This window comes from Nonomuraea diastatica, assembly GCF_004349015.1.
GTDB lineage: Bacteria > Actinomycetota > Actinomycetes > Streptosporangiales > Streptosporangiaceae > Nonomuraea > Nonomuraea diastatica.
In genome coordinates this window covers 1-16,408 of sequence record NZ_SMKP01000150.1, presented here as the reverse complement: position 1 = coordinate 16,408, position 16,408 = coordinate 1, and the positions used below count along the sequence as shown (strand labels likewise).

General features: G+C 72.1%; 13 protein-coding genes and 1 pseudogene. 9 read left to right on the top strand and 5 right to left on the bottom strand.

The features are described 5' to 3' along the window. Positions 1-30 precede the first annotated feature (30 nt). Complete coding sequence (locus E1294_RS37950) at positions 31-828, top strand: Gfo/Idh/MocA family protein (RefSeq protein WP_246083587.1); 798 nt, start codon at positions 31-33, stop codon at positions 826-828. Between the two features lie 77 nt (positions 829-905). On the opposite strand, the gene E1294_RS37945 is transcribed toward E1294_RS37950, so the two are convergent. The 3 genes from E1294_RS37945 to E1294_RS37935 are packed head-to-tail and all read right to left on the bottom strand — an operon-like array spanning position 906 to position 4,388. Further along, positions 906-2,018, bottom strand: a complete 1,113-nt coding sequence (locus tag E1294_RS37945) for a 5-methyltetrahydropteroyltriglutamate--homocysteine S-methyltransferase (protein WP_132515808.1) — start codon at positions 2,016-2,018, stop codon at positions 906-908. Between the two features lie 6 nt (positions 2,019-2,024). Continuing rightward, positions 2,025-3,530 (bottom strand): acyl-CoA synthetase, encoded by a 1,506-nt coding sequence (locus E1294_RS37940; protein WP_132515807.1) that lies wholly within the window; start codon positions 3,528-3,530, stop codon positions 2,025-2,027. A 51-nt stretch (positions 3,531-3,581) separates the two neighbouring features. After that, the gene (locus E1294_RS37935; protein WP_132515806.1) at positions 3,582-4,388 is read right to left on the bottom strand and encodes a PaaX family transcriptional regulator; all 807 of its coding nucleotides are present in this window, start codon (positions 4,386-4,388) and stop codon (positions 3,582-3,584) included. A gap of 114 nt (positions 4,389-4,502) precedes the next feature. On the opposite strand from E1294_RS37935, the gene E1294_RS37930 reads away from it, so the two are divergent. From E1294_RS37930 to E1294_RS37900, 7 genes are all read left to right on the top strand, one after another. Further along, positions 4,503-5,714 carry an ABC transporter substrate-binding protein gene (locus E1294_RS37930; protein WP_246083586.1) on the top strand — a complete coding sequence of 404 codons (1,212 nt, stop codon included), beginning with the start codon at positions 4,503-4,505 and terminating at the stop codon, positions 5,712-5,714. A 3-nt stretch (positions 5,715-5,717) separates the two neighbouring features. Then, on the top strand, positions 5,718-6,473 hold the full coding sequence (locus tag E1294_RS37925) for an ABC transporter ATP-binding protein (protein ID WP_132515805.1): 756 nt from the start codon (positions 5,718-5,720) through the stop codon (positions 6,471-6,473). Continuing rightward, positions 6,470-7,129, top strand: coding sequence for an ABC transporter ATP-binding protein (locus E1294_RS37920; protein ID WP_132515804.1), 660 nt, complete (start codon positions 6,470-6,472; stop codon positions 7,127-7,129). Before E1294_RS37925 ends, E1294_RS37920 begins: the two co-directional genes overlap by 4 nt. A 54-nt stretch (positions 7,130-7,183) precedes the next feature. Continuing rightward, entirely contained in the window at positions 7,184-8,044 is an 861-nt protein-coding gene (locus E1294_RS37915; protein WP_132515803.1) for a branched-chain amino acid ABC transporter permease, read from the top strand. Beyond that, positions 8,041-9,018, top strand: coding sequence for a branched-chain amino acid ABC transporter permease (locus E1294_RS37910; protein ID WP_132515802.1), 978 nt, complete (start codon positions 8,041-8,043; stop codon positions 9,016-9,018). The genes E1294_RS37915 and E1294_RS37910 overlap by 4 nt, the downstream gene beginning before the upstream one ends. Before the next feature lie 324 nt (positions 9,019-9,342). After that, positions 9,343-12,105 (top strand): helix-turn-helix transcriptional regulator, encoded by a 2,763-nt coding sequence (locus E1294_RS37905; RefSeq protein WP_132515801.1) that lies wholly within the window; start codon positions 9,343-9,345, stop codon positions 12,103-12,105. Positions 12,106-12,154: 49 nt separating this feature from the next. Beyond that, a complete protein-coding gene (locus tag E1294_RS37900) occupies positions 12,155-13,093 on the top strand; it encodes an alpha/beta hydrolase family protein (RefSeq protein WP_132515800.1) in 939 nt (312 codons plus the stop codon). 291 nt (positions 13,094-13,384) lie between these two features. Here the strand turns inward: E1294_RS37900 and E1294_RS37895 are convergent, their stop codons facing one another. Both E1294_RS37895 and E1294_RS37890 read right to left on the bottom strand, forming a co-directional pair. Further along, on the bottom strand, positions 13,385-14,296 hold the full coding sequence (locus E1294_RS37895; protein WP_220448152.1) for a CPBP family intramembrane glutamic endopeptidase: 912 nt from the start codon (positions 14,294-14,296) through the stop codon (positions 13,385-13,387). Positions 14,297-14,965: 669 nt separating this feature from the next. Next, positions 14,966-15,751 (bottom strand): class I SAM-dependent methyltransferase, encoded by a 786-nt coding sequence (locus E1294_RS37890; protein ID WP_165977690.1) that lies wholly within the window; start codon positions 15,749-15,751, stop codon positions 14,966-14,968. Between the two features lie 187 nt (positions 15,752-15,938). Here E1294_RS37890 and E1294_RS37885 point away from each other — a divergent pair. Next, positions 15,939-16,408 (top strand): annotated as a pseudogene (locus E1294_RS37885) (hypothetical protein); the annotation flags it as partial.

Here is a 16,408-nt window from a genome sequence, read left to right as displayed (position 1 = left end):
TCTCCATGATATTTCTTCGGGGGAGGTTCCATGACTGAGGTGACTCTAGCCGTCGTCGGCGGCGGCCTGCGAGGGCTGACCTACGCGCGCCGCGCGCACGCCACGGGCGCCGGGCGGGTGGTGGCGGTGGCGGATCCCGACCCGCTCCGGCGCGCCCTCTTCGTCGAGGAGTTCGGTATCGCGCCGGAGCGGGCGCACGCCGGCTGGAAGGAGCTCGCGGCTGGCGGGCGGGTCGCCGACGCGGCCGTCATCGCCACCCACGACTGGCTGCACGCCGAGCCCGCGGTGACGCTGGCGGACCTCGGTTACCACATTCTCCTGGAGAAGCCGATGGCCACGAGCGAGCCGGAGGCGGCCATGATCGCCGAAGCGGCCCGGCGCAACCGCATCCTGCTCGCCGTCTGCCACGTGCTGCGGTACACGCCGTACACGCGCCTGGTGAAGGAGCTGGTGGACGCGGGCAGGATCGGGCGGCTCGTCAGCGTCCAGCACCTGGAGCCCGTGGGCTGGTGGCACCAGGCGCACTCGTTCGTCCGCGGTCACTGGCGGCGGCAGGACACCTCGGCGCCGATGTTGCTGGCCAAGGCGTGCCACGACATCGACTGGCTGGTGCACCTCTTCGGACGGCCGCCCGCCCGGGCTCGTCGTTCGGCTCCCTGTCACACTTCCACGCGGGCGCCGAGGAGCTCGTCGCCGCCGGCGGCGCGGAGGGACCGTCGGCGGGCGACGGGCACGGAGGCGGCGACGAAGGGCTCACCGACGCCTTCCTCGCCGCCGTGGCCTCGGGTGACGCCACCCTGCTCCGGTCGGACGCGGCCGAGAGCCTGATGACGCACCGCGTGGTGTGGGCCGCGGAGCAGGCCCGGCACACGGGCACGGTCGTGACCCTCCAGGAGCCCTGACGCTCAGCCCCAGATCTCCTGGGCGGTCTCCACGATCAGGGCGAGCTTGGCGAACTGCTGCTCGGCCGTGAGCTGGTTGCCCTCGACGGTGGAGGAGAACCCGCACTGCGGCGACAGACAGAGCTGGTCGAGGTCGACGAACTTCGCGGCCTCGTCGATGCGCCGCTTCAACGTGTCCTTCGACTCCAGCTCGCCCGACTTGGTGGTGACGAGCCCCAGCACCACCATCTTGCCCGGCGGCACGAACCGCAGCGGCTCGAACCCGCCCGACCGCTCGTCGTCGTACTCCAGGAAGAACCCGTCCACCTTCAGCTCGCTGAACAGCGCCTCGGCGACGAAGTCGTACCCGCCTTCCGCCGCCCAGGAGGAACGGAAGTTTCCGCGGCACATGTGCGTCGTGATCGTCATGCCGCCGGGCTTGGCGGCGAGCGCGGCGTTGATCTGCCGGATGTAGCGCAGGTGCATGTGGTCGGCGTCGTCGCCCCGTGAGGCCAGCTCAGCCCGCTGGGCCGGGTCGTTGAGGTAGGCCAGGCTGGTGTCGTCGAACTGCAGGTAGGTGCAGCCCAGCGCGCCGATCCTGCGCACCTGCTCGGCGTAGGCCGCGCTGAGGTCGCTCCAGAACTCCTCCACGTCCGGATAGACCTCGGGGTCGATGGCCGCGGGCCCGCCCCGGTAGTGGACCATGCTGGGCGAGGGGATGGTCAGCTTGGGCACGACGCCGGCGCCGCGGACGGCGAGCGTGTCGCGCAGGTAGGTGAAGTCGTCGGCGAAGACGGGCTCGTTCAGCTTGATCCGGTTGTGCACGCGCAGCGCCGCGGGGGTGAACTCGATGTCGCCCTGCTCGTTGTGGAAGCGGACCGTGATGTGCTCGTCGGAGGCCTGGCCGATGCCGCCGAGCTGGTAGATGAAGTCCATGTGCCAGGAGGCCCGCCTGAACTCGCCGTCCGTCGCGCTCTGCAGCCCGGTCTCCTCCTGGCGGCGTACCACCTCTCTGATGGCCTCGTCCTCGACCTCGCGCAGCGCGTCGCCGGTGAGGCTCTCGCGGGCGCGGAGCAGCGCGGGCGGGCGCAGGAGGCTGCCGACGTGGTCAGCGCGGAAAGGGGGTGTGGTGCGCACTGCTGATCATCTCCTCGGATGGGGGCCGTGGTCGGGGCCTCCGTAGAGCGTGCGCAGCGGGGCTTTGAGCAGCTTGCCCGCCGCATTTTTAGGGAGTTCAGGGACGATTTCTAGATATTTCGGGATTTTGAAGCGGGCCAGCCGCCCGTCCAGGTGCGCCAGCAGCTCGGCGGGGCCGGCCTTCGTGCCCGGCCGCGTCACGACCAGGGCCTTGCCGACCTCGCCCCACCTGTCGTCGGGCACGCCGATCACCGCGCACTCGGCGATCGCCTCGTGGCCGTACAGGACGCTCTCCACTTCGGCGGGGTAGACGTTCTCGCCCCCGGAGATGATGACGTCGTTGAGCCGGTCGGAGATGCGTACGTAGCCGTCCTCGTCGGCGACGCCGATGTCTCCGGAGCGGAACCAGCCGTCGGGCGAGAGCACTTTCGCGCTCTCCTCGGGCCGCCCCCAGTAGCCGGGCATCACGTTCGGGCCCTGGACGTACACCTCACCCGGCTCGCCGGGGCCCGCCGCGGAGCCGTCGGGCGCGACCAGGCGGACGTCCGAGAAGAAGCACGGCACCCCGGCCGTGCCCGCCTTGGCGACCGAGTGCTCGGCCCCCAGGAAGAGGGCGCCCGGCGCGGTCTCGGTCATGCCGTAGCCCTGCAGGAACGTCAGCCCCCGCTCCTGATAGGTCCTGATCAGCGGCTCGGGCACCGGCGCGCCGCCGCACAGCAGGTGGCGCAGGCTCGACAGGTCGGCCTCCGCCCAGCGCGGCGACCGCGCGAGGAAACCGAACATCGACGGCACCCCGAACATCACCGTGACCCGCTCCGACTCGATCAGGTCGAACGTGCGCTCCACGTCGAACGTCGGCTCCAGGATCGCCCTGCCGCCCTTGAGCACGGTCGGGATCAGCGTCTGGGCCAGCGCCGCGATGTGGAACATGGGGGCGCTGACCAGCGTCACCTCGTCGTGCGCGAGCGGCACGTCGACCAGCAGGTTGACGGTGTTCCACGTCAGGTTGCCGTGGGTGAGCATCGCCCCCTTGGGGCGGCCGGTCGTGCCCGACGTGTACATGATCAGGCACACGTCGTCCTGGCTCACGGGCTCGTCGACGGGTTCAGGCGACCCGCTCCGCAGGAGGTCGTCGTACGCGTCCGGCCCGATGTGCCGGCCAGGGAGATCCGCGCCGTCCTGCCCCTCGCCCAGCACGACGACCCGCGCGCCGGCGTCCTCGATGATGTAGCGCAGCTCGGGCGTGGCCAGCCGGGTGTTGAGCGGAACGAACACCGCACCCAGCAGCCCCGCGGCGAAGAACGTCTCCACCATCGCGGGCTGGTTGGCCCCCAGGAAGGTGACCCGGTCGCCGCGCCGCACGTCGAGGCCGGCGAGCGCAGAAGCCAGCCGGTACGCGCGATCGCGCATGTCCCGGTAGGTGTGGTCGCGCCCGCGGTAGCTCAGCGCCACCCGCTCGGGCGTCATGCGCGCCCTGCGTGCCGGCCACGATCCCGTCCCCTGATTCCGCATCGGCACTCCTTGACGCTCAAGCCCTCAAGTTAGGCCACTTCGAGATCGCTGTCACCGTTCTGCCCAACTTTCGTCAGGGACGGTGTCGAGGAGGTCGTCCGCGACCGTCACCGCCTCCGCCCTGAACCGCTCGTGCAGCGCGTGGCAGACCCGCTGGGCCTTCTCCGCGGGCCAGTCGTGCGGCAGGTAACGCAGCGGGAGCCGCGGATCGGCCCTGATGATCTGCAGCCAGCCGGTGAGCAACATCAGCGAGCGGGCCAGGTCGTCGGGCGCCTCCGGCGCGGGATCGGCCTGGTCCCAGCGGCTCAGGAACTCCCGGTAACGATCGCCCAGGCCCTCCAGGTCGTACGCGTCGCTCACCAGGGTGTGCATGTCGGTCGGGCGTCTGGGCTCGGCGGAGAAGACCTTCACGTTCGCGCCGAGATCCTCGACCACCTGAGCGGGGTCCACTTCGCCGGGAGCGATCCAGAGCCCGTTCTGCAGCGGCCCGAACCCGGCCCAGATCAGCCGCGAGCGCAGCTCATGACGCTGCCGCTGCCACGACTCGGGCAGCGAGAAGCCGATCAGCGTCCAGCGGTCGTCGCCCGCGTCGTTGACCACGCCGCTGTGCCAGATGCGCCGCTCGCCGTCCTTGAGCACCTCGGCGCTGGCCGGGGTGAGGCCGAAATACATGCGGCGGCCCGAGCGGCGCCGGCGCAGCAGGCCGCGGCGGACCATCCGCGTCAGCGTCGAGCGCGTGGCCTCCTCGGAGATCCCCACCCTGGCGAACGCCTCGATGAAACTTTTCGACGCGACGCAGACCCCGCGGCCGTATACGTGATCTCCGAGAAAGGTGAGAATCACCGATTGAGGCCGCATGGCAGCCCTCCCCCAGATATTCGGCACTCTATTGACAGCCGTAATGTACCTGCCTACATTCAGGGCCACACGCGACGGCTCCCTAGCGACCGAGCGGCCTCACCCGGTGAGGCCATGAGCACGGAGGTCCTGATGCGCAGGTTGCTCCCGTCCCTGGCCGTTCTCGTGCTCGCCGTCGCCGCGTGCGGCGGCGGCGACGGCGGTGACGGGTCCGGCGCGCAAGATCCGATCAAGGTGGGCCTCATCGTCTCCCTGACCGGCAACTACACCCCGCTCGGCAGCGAGGACAAGAAGGCCGTCGAGCTGGCGGTCGAGCAGGTCAACGCGCAGGGCGGGCTGCTCGGCCGCACGGTCGAGCTGGTCACCCGCGACGACAAGACCGCCCCCGACCAGGGCATCGTGGCCTACAACCAGATCAAGGGCGAGATCGACGCCCTGATCGGCCCGGTGTTCTCCAACTCGGCGCTCGCGGTCGAGCCGCTCGCGCAGCGCGACAAGATGCCGTACCTGTCGCTGGCGCCCACGCAGGAGCAGGTCGAGCCGATCAAGTCGTACATCTTCGTCACCCCGGCCCTGTCCAGCATGTACGCCGAGCGCTACCTGCAGTACATCCAGGCCGAGGGCATCAAGACGGTCGCCGTCGCCTGGGACTCCAAGAGCGCCTATTCCGTATCGGGGCACGAGTCGATGGTCGAGCTCGCCCCCAAGTACGGCGTGACGATCGCCGTCGACGAGCCGTACGAGACCACGACCTCCGACTTCAGCCCGCTGTTCCAGCACGTGCGCGACTCGCCGGCCGAGGCGCTCGTGTTCTGGGGCTCGGGCGCGCCCGGCGTGACCGCCGCCAAGCAGTACGTGGCCTCCGGGCTCAAGACGCCGCTGTTCCTCACCGCGTCGCAGGCCAGCAAGCTGTGGCTGGAGCCGATGGGCGACGCCTCGGAGGGCATGACCGTGCAGAGCGCCATCGGCGTGGTCGGCGAGCACCTGCCCGACGGCAAGCAGAAACAGGTCATCGAGCAGATGGCCACGCCGTACGAGCAGAAGCACGGTTACCCGCCGCCGCAGTTCGCGCAGGACGGCTACAGCGCGAGCCTGCTGCTGTTCGAGGCGATCAGGAAGGCGAACAGCACCGACAAGACCAAGATCCAGCAGGCTTTGGAGACCATGGACCTGATCACGCCGAACGGCCGTTTCCGCTACTCCCCCACCGATCATTCCGGGCTCTCCCCCGAGTTCATCTCGGTCAACACGGTGAAGAACGGCGAGTTCGTCCCCACCGAATGGGCCAAGGACGAGCTCGCCAAGACCGTCGCCGCGGCGGGGTAGCGCGTGCTGGAGGTCACCGGGGTGTCCCGATCCTTCGGGGGCGTCTACGCCGTCCGCGACGTCTCGCTGAGCGTCGCGGACGGCGAAGTCTGCGGCGTCATCGGCCCCAACGGGGCCGGCAAGTCCACGCTGTTCAACCTGATCACCGGCCATCTGGCGGCCGAGCACGGCCGGATCTCCTTCCTCGGGCACCGCGTCGAACGGCTCGCGGCGCACCGGCGGGCCAGGCTCGGCATGTCCATCGTCTTCCAGGCCGCCCGGGTCTTCCGCGGCATGACGGTCAGGGAGAACGTCATGGTGGGGCTGCACGGGCGCACTCGGGCGGGGTTCGTCTCGGCCGCGCTGCGGCTGCCGCGGCACCGCCGCGACGAGCGGGAGATCGCCGCCGAGGCCTCGCGCGCCCTCGACCGCGTGGGCCTGGCCGAATGGGCCGACCGGCCCGCCGACCTGCTGCCCATCGGCCAGCAGCGGGCGCTGCAACTCGCCCGCGCCCTGTGCGCGCGGCCCCGGCTGCTGCTGCTCGACGAGCCCGCGTCCGGCCTGCGCGGCAACGAGCGCGAACGCCTCGCGGCGCTGATCGAGGAGCTGCGGGCGAGCGGCCTGACGATCCTGCTCATCGAGCACGACGTGGCGTTCGTGACCCGGCTCGCCGACCGCGTCGTGGTGCTCGACCTGGGGCAGGTCATCGCCGACGGCACCCCCGCCGAGGTGCGCGCCGACCCGCTGGTGCTCGCCGCCTATCTCGGACAGGCCTCATGATCGACGTCAAGGACCTGGTGGTCTCGTACGGCACCGCGACCGCGCTCGAACACGTCACCCTCGCCGTACGGGGCGGCGAGATGGTCGCCCTGCTCGGCCCGAACGGCGCCGGCAAGTCGACGCTCGCCAACACCCTCGCCGGCCTGCTCAAACCCTCCTCCGGCACCGTGGACGCCGGCGGCCGGGTCGCGCTCATCCCCGAGGGCCGCCAGCTCTTCCCCGACCTGACCGTGGCCGACAACCTCGCGCTCGGCGGCTGGCGCTCGGGACAGCGCGACCCGTCCCTCGTCTACGACCTGCTGCCCCGGCTCGCCGAGCTCGCCGGCCGGCGGGCCGGCGTGCTGTCCGGCGGCGAGCAGCAGATGGTGGCGTTCGGGCGGGCCATGATGTCGCGGCCCGACGTCCTCGTGGTGGACGAGCTCTCCCTGGGCCTCGCCCCCAACGTGACCGCCGACCTGGCCGCCCACCTCGCCGCGCTCAACGCCGAGCAGGGGCTGACCGTGCTGCTCATCGAGCAGAACGCGCGGCTGGCGTTCGAGCTGTGCCGGCGGGCGTACGTGCTGGAGTCCGGGCGGCTGGTGACCGAGGGCGAGTGCGCGGTGCTGGCCGACGACCCGCGCGTGGCCAGCGCTTACCTGGGAGGGGCGATCACATGAGGGCGCGCCAGGAAGGGGCGGCCACATGAGCGCGTACCTGGGAGGGGCGGTCACATGAGCGCCTTCCTCACCTATCTCCTGAACGGCCTGGCGGTCGGGTGCGCGATCGCGCTCATCGCCAGTGGCCTGGTCGCCATCCACCGGGTCACCGGCGTGGTCAACTTCGCGCAGGGCACGTTCGCCGTCGTCGCGGGGTTGTGCACGTCGTCGCTGCTCGGGCTCGGGTTCCCGCACGGGCTGAGCGAGCTGGCCGCCGTGCTGGCCGCGGCGGTCGCGGGCCTGCTGACCGGGCTGGCCGCCATCGGCAAGCGCGGCACCACGCCGCTGTCGGCGCTGATCGTCACGCTGGGCGCGGGCGTGCTCGCGTACGCGGTCGAGATCGTCCTGTGGGGCGACCAGCCGCGCTCGGCGCCCGGCCTGGCCGGCTCGGTCACCGTGGCGGGCGCGCGCATCCAGACCCAGCACCTGCTCGTCATCGGCGTGACGGCGGCCACGTTCGTGTTGCTCGCGCTCTTCTTCGGCCGCACCTACCTGGGCAAGGCGCTGACGGCCTGCGCCTCCAACCCGTACGCGGCGCGTGTGGTCGGCATCGACGTCAGGAAGATGGGGCTGCTGGCGTTCACGCTCGGCGGGCTGCTCGGCGGCATCGCCGGGGTGCTGGTGACGCCGCTGCGGCCCATCTCCTTCGACACCGACGTCACGCTCATCGTGAACGGCTTCGCCGCCGCCGTCTTCGGCGCGCTCACCCGGCCCGTCATCACGCTCATCGGCGCGCTGCTGCTCGGCGTGGCCGAGACCATGGCCGCCGGCTACGGCTACGGCTCCCACCAGCTGGAAGTGGCGCTGGGGCTCATGCTCGTCGTCATGATCGTACAAGCGAGCCGCCGCTCGGCCATCTCCCTGGAGTCCACATGATCAGGCTGGTGGCCGGGCTGCTGATCGCCGCCGTCACGCTCGCCCTCCCCGCGGTGCTCGACGACAGCGCGCTGGCCGTGTACATCCTGCTCGGCCTGGCCGCCATGGTCACGGTCGGGGTGTCGCTGCTCATGGGGTACGCCGGGCAGGTCTCGCTCGGCCAGGGCGCCTTCTACGCCATCGGCGCCTACACCGCCGCGCTGCTCGCGCTGAACGGCGTGCCGCCCCTCGCAGGGCTGGTCGCCGCGCCCGTGGTCGCCGCCCTGTCGGCGCTCGTGATCGGCACACCGCTGCTGCGGCTGCGCGGGCACCACCTGGCCTTCGCGACGCTGGCCATGCAGCTCATCCTGCTCTCGCTGGCCGGCCAGCTCGAGTTCACCGGCGGCGACATCGGGTTGCAGGCCATCCCGCAGTTCTCCATCGGGTCGTTCGAGGCGACGGGCGCGGCCACGTACGCGTACCTGACCTGGGCGGGGCTGGCCCTGGTGATGCTCGTGACGCGCAACGTCATCACCTCACGGCCGGGCCGCGCCCTGCGCGCCCTGGCCACCAGCGAGACCGCGGCCGCCTCCTCGGGGATCCCGGTCGGGCGCTACAAGCTGGTCGTGTTCGCGCTGTCGGCGGCCTTCGCCGGGCTGGCGGGCGGCATCTACTGCTTCTACACCGGCTACGTGGCGCCGGGGTCGTTCCCCGTGCTCATCTCCATCCAGTACATCGTCATGGCCGTCGTCGGCGGGCTCGGCACGATCTGGGGCGCCGTCGTCGGGGCGAGCGCGATCACGCTGCTCCTGCAGGCACTCAACACCCTGGGGGCGCTGCCCGGCATGCCGACGTACGCGCCGAGCGTGCTCTCGTACGCCGTCTACGCCCTCGTCCTCATCGTGGTCGTGCTCTTCCTGCCCCAGGGCCTCCTGCCCGCCGTCACCGACCGGCTGTCCAGGAAACGGCAGAGCACTCCGGTGGAGACCCGCTGACGCCACCGGCCCTCGGAAACGTTGCCCGTGCCGCGACATATCGGGGAAGGGTGTGGCATGGCGCATGATTGGGCGCGTTCCTGTTCCGACTCCGCACAAGGCGTTGCACCTTAGGGCGTGGTCCAGAGCGACGACCAAGGGGACGAGCTGGTCGAGGGCAGCGATCGATGGCGCGGGGGGTCGCAGCGGCACAGGGAACGGCCTCCCCATGGGGCACCTCCGGTAGAACCGCCAGGCATGAGTACTCGGAGTCGCGGGTGACATCACCGGCTGCTCCCCGATCATCCCTTTCTCTCATGACATCCCCGGGCGACACTGGACAGCATGTCCAATATCGCACCCGTTCCCGTGCTGCGTGGCCGCGGCGAGGAGGAGCGTGCCCTGCTCGGGCTCCTCGACAACGCCCGCTCAGGTTCCGGCGGGGCGTTGCTGCTGGCGGGAGCGCCCGGGATGGGGAAGACCGCGCTGCTCGACCTGGCCGCCGCACACGCTGCCCAGGGTTTCCTGGTGCTGCGCGTGTCGGGGGTCGAGCCGGAGTCGCGCCTCCCGTACGCGGGGCTGCACGGTTTGTTGCGCCCGGTCGCCGCGCACGCCGCGGCGCTGCCGGAGGCGCAGGGGAGAGCCCTGATGGAGGCCATGGAGTCCGGGACGCGGGCCGCCGGGCTCGCCCTGCCCGCCGCCGTCCTCGGCCTGCTGTCGGCGGTGGCGGCACAGCAGCCGGTCCTGGCCTGCGTGGACGACGCGCACCTGCTGGACCCGGCCAGCCGGGACGTGCTGGCGTTCGTGGCGAGGCGGGTGTCGTACGAGCCGGTGGCGCTGCTGTTGGCCACAAGGGCGGAAGGGCTGCAAGGTGTGCCGGTCCGGGTGCTGGGCGGGCTGGACGAGGCGGCGGTGCGGGAGCTGGCCGCCGACCTGGCGCCCGGCAGGATCGCCGGCGACCTGCTGGCGGCGCTCGACCAGATCGCCCGCGGCAACCCCCTCGCCCTGGCCGAGCTGATCGGCGACCTCGCCCCGGACCAGCTCGCGGGCCTGGCCGCCCCGCCCACCACGCTCCCCCGCGGGGGTCGCCTGTGGCGGACGCACGCCGCCCGCCTGGCATCCCTGCCCGAGGACACCCGGCGGCTCCTGCTGCTGATCGCCGCCGATCCCGGCCTGGACGTGGCGACGCTGATCCGCGCCGCCCGCCCCGCATGCGCGCTCACCGCCCTCGAACCGGCCGAACGCGCGGGCATCCTGCACTCCGCCGGAGAACGTTATGACTTCCACGATCCTGCCGTGCGCGGGGTCGCGTACCACGACGCCCCTCTCGCCCGCCGCCGCCAGGCCCACCGCGTCCTGGCGGCACTCCTGGAGGACCGGCACGCGGAGACCCCCGCGCGCCGGCTGCGGCGCGCCTGGCACCGGGCCCGCGCGCTCGACGACCCGGCAGGACGAGACACGGAACGGCTGGCCGGCGAGCTGGTCGCGGCGGCGCTGGAGGCGCGCCCGCCCGATGACGGCTGTCCCGGCGGGCCGGAGCCGTACCTCGCGCTGGAACGCGCCGCCGAGCTCACCGAGCACGGTCCCGCCAAGGCCGAGCGGCTGGCCACCGCCGCCAGGCACGCGTGGATCGCGGGACGGCCTCAGGTCGCCCGCGCGCTGCTGGCCAGGCTCCGCTCCCTGACCGCGCCCGACGACGTACGTGGCCGCGTACAGCTGCTGCACGGCAGCCTCGAACTGCTGCGCGGCGAGACCGGCAGCGCCCGCGAGGAGCTGCTGGCCGCGGCGGCCCGCCTGCTGACCAGCCACCGCACGCTGGGGGTGCGCGCGCTCGTCAGGGCGGCCGACGCCAGCTACCGGGCCGGCGACAACCGGGCGTTCATCGCGATCGCCCGCCAGGCGGCCGCGCTGCGCCGCCCCGACGAGGCCGCCCCGGCCCAGCTCATGTTCGAGTATCTGGCGGGCATGGCCTCCACCTTCAGCGGCTCGCACCAGGAGGCCGCCGGGCCGCTGCGGCGCGTGGTCGACCTGGCCGGTTCCGTCCGCGATCCCGCCGTGCTCGTGTGGGCGTGCGTGGCCAGCCTGCTGCTCGGTGAGGACGCCACCGCGCACCGCCTGTCGGCCCGCGCCGTCGAGGCCGCCCGGACGCGTGGCGCCGCCTCCGCCGTGCCACAGCTGCTCGAGTACATGGTCTACCCGGAGATCTGGATGGGCAGGTACGCCTCCGTCGCGACGACCGCGGCCGAGGGGCTCCGTCTCGCCCAGGACACCGGCCAGCTCAACACGGCGGCCCAGCACCTGGCCTGGCTGGCGATGACGGCGGCCGTCGAAGGCGACAGCGAGACCTGCCGGGTGCGTGCCGACGCCGCGATCGAGATGGCCGACGCCCACGAGCTGGGCATCGCGGGCGCCATCGGCACCTGGGCGCTGGCCTGCCTCGACCTGGCCGCCGGCCGCCCCGCCGACGCCGCCGCCCGGCTGCGCGCCGAGCGGCGCAACAACCACGTCGTGATCCGCGTCATGGCGACACCGCACTTCATCGAGGCGTCCGCGCGTACCGGCGACCGCGAACGGGCCGCCGCCGCGCTGCGCGTGCTCGAACGCTGGGTCGGCAGCACCCGCAGCCCCGACCTGCGCGCGCTCGTGGCCCGCTGCCGTGCGTTGCTCGCCGCGCCCGGCGAGGCGGACGAGCTGTTCCGCGAGGCGCTCGACCTGCACGGGCAAGGGGTGTGCGAGTTCGAGTCGGCGCGCACCCGGCTGCTGTACGGCAGCGCGCTACGCCGCGACCGCCGCCCGGGCGCCGCCAGGAACCATCTCCACGCGGCGCTGGAGACGTTCGAACGCCACGGCGCCCGCCTGTGGACCGAACAGGCCAGGACCGAGCTGCGCGCGTCCGGCGACCCGGTACGCCTCACCCGGCCGGCCACCACGCGGCAGCTCACGGCACAGCAGTTGCGGATCGCGCGCATGGTCGCCGAGGGCGCCACCAACAAGGAGGTGGCCGAGCGGCTCTTCCTGAGCAGGCGCACCGTCGAGCACCACCTCAGGAACATCTTCGACCGGCTCGGCGTGCGCTCCCGCGTCGAACTGGTACGGCTCATGTCCTGATCGGAGACCGGTGATTTCACCGATGCACGGCTGACTGCGCATCCGAACAATGGCGACAGACAGCAGTCACCCCACTTCGAGCAGGGAGTATGACGACGTGCAGCTCACCACCCCCCACCGCGGCGCGCGAACGTTGACCAAGCTCGCCCTCACCCTCGCACTCCTCGGCGGCGGCCTCGCCGCCGCTCCCGCCGCCCACGCGGCGGCCGGCCCGTACGAGCGCGGCCCGGACCCCACGGACGCCTTACTCGAGGCGAGCCGCGGGCCGTTCTCGACGTCCCAGCGGAGCGTCTCCTCGCTGGTCGGCGGCTTCGGCGGCGGAGAGATCTACTATCCGGACGACACCAGCCAGGGCACGTTCGGGGCGATCGCCATCTCGCCCGGCTACACCGCCAGGTGGTCCAGCCTCGCCTGGCTCGGCCCGAGGATCGCCTCGCACGGCTTCGTCGTGATCGGCATCGAGACCAACACGATCTACGACCAGCCCGCCAGCCGGGGCCGCCAGCTCCTCGCGGCCCTCGACTACCTGGTGGAGGACAGCCCGTCGACGGTCCGCGGCCGCATCGACCCGTCCAGGCTGGCCGTGGCCGGCCACTCGATGGGCGGCGGAGGCTCGCTGGAGGCCGCCGACGACCGATCCTCGCTCCAGGCGGCCGTGCCGATCGCGCCGTGGAACCTGACGAAGAGGTGGTCGGGCGTGCGCGTCCCGACCATGATCATCGGCGGGGAGAGCGACAGCGTCGCCCCGGTCTCCAGCCACTCCGAGCGGTTCTACGAGAGCATCCCGTCGTCGTCGGAGAAGGCGTACCTCGAGCTCAACGGCGCGAGCCACTTCTTCCCGCAGACCCCCAACACCACCATGGCCAAGTCGATGGTGGCCTGGCTCAAGCGGTTCGTCGACGACGACACCCGCTACGAGCAGTTCCTGTGCCCGCCGCCCAGCGGGCTGGCCATCGAGGAGTACCGCGACACCTGCCCCAGCTCCTGACCTCCGCCCCCGGTGGCGGCCGCCTTCACTGGGCGGCCGCCACCACTCTTGTGTCACCGTCCCCGCGTCGCCGCCACGTGGTACACCGTGTTCGCGGAGCAGAGCGTAACCCGGACCTGGAACGTCAGTTACCCGTGTGACCGCAAATGGATCGGAGCACTCGGGATCAACGACGGGAGGACCTTGAAACCGCGGGGGCCAACTGCTGAAGCTCCCCGCGGGTTCGGCGGAAGCCAGGAACCTTCCACGATGGGCGTGCGGCCGGCGATGTCCGTTCCTCAATGCCGGGGGTCAGGCGGAGAGCTTGGTGCGGTGCGGGCGGCGCCGGATCTGGCCGGTGCGGGCAGCCCGCCGCAGCAGGACGATCGTGGGCGCCGAGCAGACCAGCAGGGCGAGCAGGCTGGCCTCGGGTCCGAACGTGCCGCCGGTCAGCGCGGCCGGGCCGGACAGCGTGACGTTCAGCAGGCCGTGGGGCGCCACGTCCGACCCGGAGAGCATGACACCGAAGATCCCGGCGTGGGTGAAGTTCCAGGCGAAGTGCAGGCTGATCGGCAACCACAGCGAGCGGGTGGCGACGTAGGCGGCGGTCGTCATGGCCCCGCCCGTCAAGGCGATCGAGAGCGTGCCCCACAGCGTGGCGTTGACGTTGACCAGGTGCGTCGCACCGAACAGCAGCGTGGATACGACCAGGGCGATCACGGTGCCGATACGTTCCTCCATGATGCGGAACAGGACCCCGCGGAACAGGAGTTCTTCGGCGACCGCGACGCTCGCCATCATGCCCGCGGTGCCGAGGAAACCGCCGAAGGATGCCCAGGACACGTTCTGCCAGCCACCGAACACCGCGATCAGCAACATCAACGCGGTGAACAGGCCGGACCCGAGCAGCGCCCCGCGCCACAGCTGGGACCGCCTGTCCGTCTTCTCGAGTTCGGGGATGTCCGGGCGGAGTTCGACGGTTCGGCAAAGCCAGCGGTAGCAGGCCACAGCGGCGACGGCCAGGCCGACCCCCACCGGCAGGGCGAGAATCGGGACGGGCGAGACGAGCTGGTTGATCCCGGCGATCGCCACCATCACGCCGAACAGGGCGACCAGCAGGACGGGAAACCGGAACGTGCGCAACCGGCGCCGGCCCGTGGAGGGGTGAGCCTGAGGGCTTTCCGGGTGCTCCGTGGACGCCACGATCGTGATCCTCTCGATCAAGTTCCCGCAGCGTTTTCTGCGGTCAGAAGGGAGGTTAGGGATCGGAGCGGGGCGTACCATCCCCCTGGAACGAACATTCGCGGTAGCTCTCACGAGGGATCACCGGCCAGGGACGCCACCGGCTCAAGCGCGCAGAGGCCACGGCCAGGACTGCCGCTCCGCCGATGATGCCGCAGCCGTCAGGAGCCCCTAACCGGCGCACCAGGCCGGTCAACGGCCCCCGCGATTCAGCGATCGGCCCTGTGCCACCCGCAATCCTGTGTGTCACCCGGCGGAAGACGTCTCCAAGGCGAAGGGGGTGCCCGACCCCATGGCCTTTTCCGCGTACGCCCTCGTTGTCGCGGTGGCTGTCGGTGCGAACACCAAGCCGGTGACGAGGGTGCCCTGGCTGCGAGTTCGAGCCGGACGCCGTTGGTCGGGCTCCACTGCGCGGACTCGGCGACGGCGTAAGCGTTCGTGCCGTCGAAACGCTGGACGGCCAGGGCCGACAGGACGGTGGATGGCGCCGCCGCCGTTGGCGTCGAGGACGGGGGCGAAGGCCCGGATCATGGCGAGGATGCCGTAGAAGTGGTTGTCGAGGGTCAGTCGGATCTTGTCGAGGTCACCACCGGGAGGGCGCTCGCCCGGGAGCGTCGCCGCTCCCGGCATGGCGGCCGCCACCGGAACGTGTCACCGCAGGACGCATCTCATGACGAGGAACACGGGGAACCGGGCGGCGTCCGGGCGGGTCGCCGCCCACTCCTGGGCGGGCTTGGGCTCGTCCATCGCGTCCAGCCACAGGCCGTGGCGGCGCAGCGTGTTGACGTACGTCGCGAGCGTGCGGTGGTTGGCGCCCACCTGGCGGCGCAGGGTCGAGCGGTCGCCGTCGGCCCGCCACCAGCCCTCCGCGTGATAGCGGGCGTCGCCCGGCCAGGAGCCGGAGACGCCCTGCCCGCCGGGGAAGCACGGGTGCAGGATGGAGCAGGCGAACACGCCCCCCGGCCGGAGCGTGCGGGCGACGGTCGCGACCGCGCCTTCGAGGTCGTCGATGTCGGACAGGCCGAACGCGCACACCACGGCGTCGAACAACCCCACCCCGCCGGGATCGGCAGCTCCCGCGATCCCGTCCACCCCGCTGGATGCCCCGTCGGATACCCCGCCGCACTCGGTCGCGTCCAGCGGGCCGGGGTCGGTGGCGTCGGCGTGGACGTAGCGGATGCCGAGCGGGGTTTCGCGCTCGGCCGCCCGCGCCTTCTCGATCAGCGCCGACGAGAGGTCGACGCCCACGACCGCGGCCCCGCGGCGGGCGAGCGCGCGGCTGATCCGGCCGTGACCGCAGGCCAGGTCCAGCACCCGACGGCGCGCGAGCGGCCCCAGCAGGTCGAGCAGGCGCACGGACGCGGGATCGTCGACGTCGTCGGACCAGCCGGCCGCGTAGAAGCCGGCGACGTCGTCATAGCGCGCGGCCTTCGGCATGACTCCGACCCTACGCGTCACCGCTGCGCGATCCGAGGGATGTTCGTCGAGCGCGGAACGGCCTCCCGGCAAAGAATCCGCCACGGCGGGGCCTGATTCCGGTGTGCATCCCGCCGCCGCCCCACCTGCCGATAGAAAGATCGGCCCCGTGGTCGAGCAGGCACGGCGGTCAACGCGGGGGTAGGAGATGGGCAAGGCCCGGATCGCGGCGGTCATCGCGCTGGCCGCGCTGGGCGGCGGCGGAGCCGCTCCGGCCGCGGCGGGCGCGCCGGAGTCGGGCGGACCGCCGTCGAGGAGCGCTCCGGCGGTGGGCGGGCCGCGACCGGTCGCGCCACCGCCCGCGAGTCTGCGCATCGGCCACACCGCCGTTCCCGACCCGGTGGTCATCGGCGGGCAGGCCGTCTACACGGTGACCGTCACCAACATCGGGGACACGGCCGCCGAGGGCGTGACCATCACCGGCGCCCTCGACGAGCACGTGGCTCCCGGCCCGCTCCCCGACGGCTGCGGGCTCGCCGGCCGGACCATCACCTGCGGCGGGCCGTCCCTGACGATCCCGGCGGGCCGGAGCGTGACCCGTTCGTTCCCTGTCGTGATCGACCCCGGGCTTTCCGACGGCACGGCGCTCGTCAGCCGGGCCGAGGTCTCCGCGTCGGG

Excerpts from the sequence above, each read along its gene's own strand:
- E1294_RS37950 (WP_246083587.1), top strand. The coding sequence starts at position 31 with ATGACTGAGGTGACTCTAGCCGTCGTCGGCGGCGGCCTGCGAGGGCTG.
- E1294_RS37940 (WP_132515807.1), bottom strand. The coding sequence starts at position 3,530 with ATGCGGAATCAGGGGACGGGATCGTGGCCGGCACGCAGGGCGCGCATG.
- E1294_RS37935 (WP_132515806.1), bottom strand. The coding sequence starts at position 4,388 with ATGCGGCCTCAATCGGTGATTCTCACCTTTCTCGGAGATCACGTATAC.
- E1294_RS37930 (WP_246083586.1), top strand. The coding sequence starts at position 4,503 with ATGAGCACGGAGGTCCTGATGCGCAGGTTGCTCCCGTCCCTGGCCGTT.
- E1294_RS37920 (WP_132515804.1), top strand. The coding sequence starts at position 6,470 with ATGATCGACGTCAAGGACCTGGTGGTCTCGTACGGCACCGCGACCGCG.
- E1294_RS37915 (WP_132515803.1), top strand. The coding sequence starts at position 7,184 with ATGAGCGCCTTCCTCACCTATCTCCTGAACGGCCTGGCGGTCGGGTGC.
- E1294_RS37910 (WP_132515802.1), top strand. The coding sequence starts at position 8,041 with ATGATCAGGCTGGTGGCCGGGCTGCTGATCGCCGCCGTCACGCTCGCC.
- E1294_RS37905 (WP_132515801.1), top strand. The coding sequence starts at position 9,343 with ATGTCCAATATCGCACCCGTTCCCGTGCTGCGTGGCCGCGGCGAGGAG.
- E1294_RS37900 (WP_132515800.1), top strand. The coding sequence starts at position 12,155 with ATGGCGACAGACAGCAGTCACCCCACTTCGAGCAGGGAGTATGACGAC.
- E1294_RS37890 (WP_165977690.1), bottom strand. The coding sequence starts at position 15,751 with ATGCCGAAGGCCGCGCGCTATGACGACGTCGCCGGCTTCTACGCGGCC.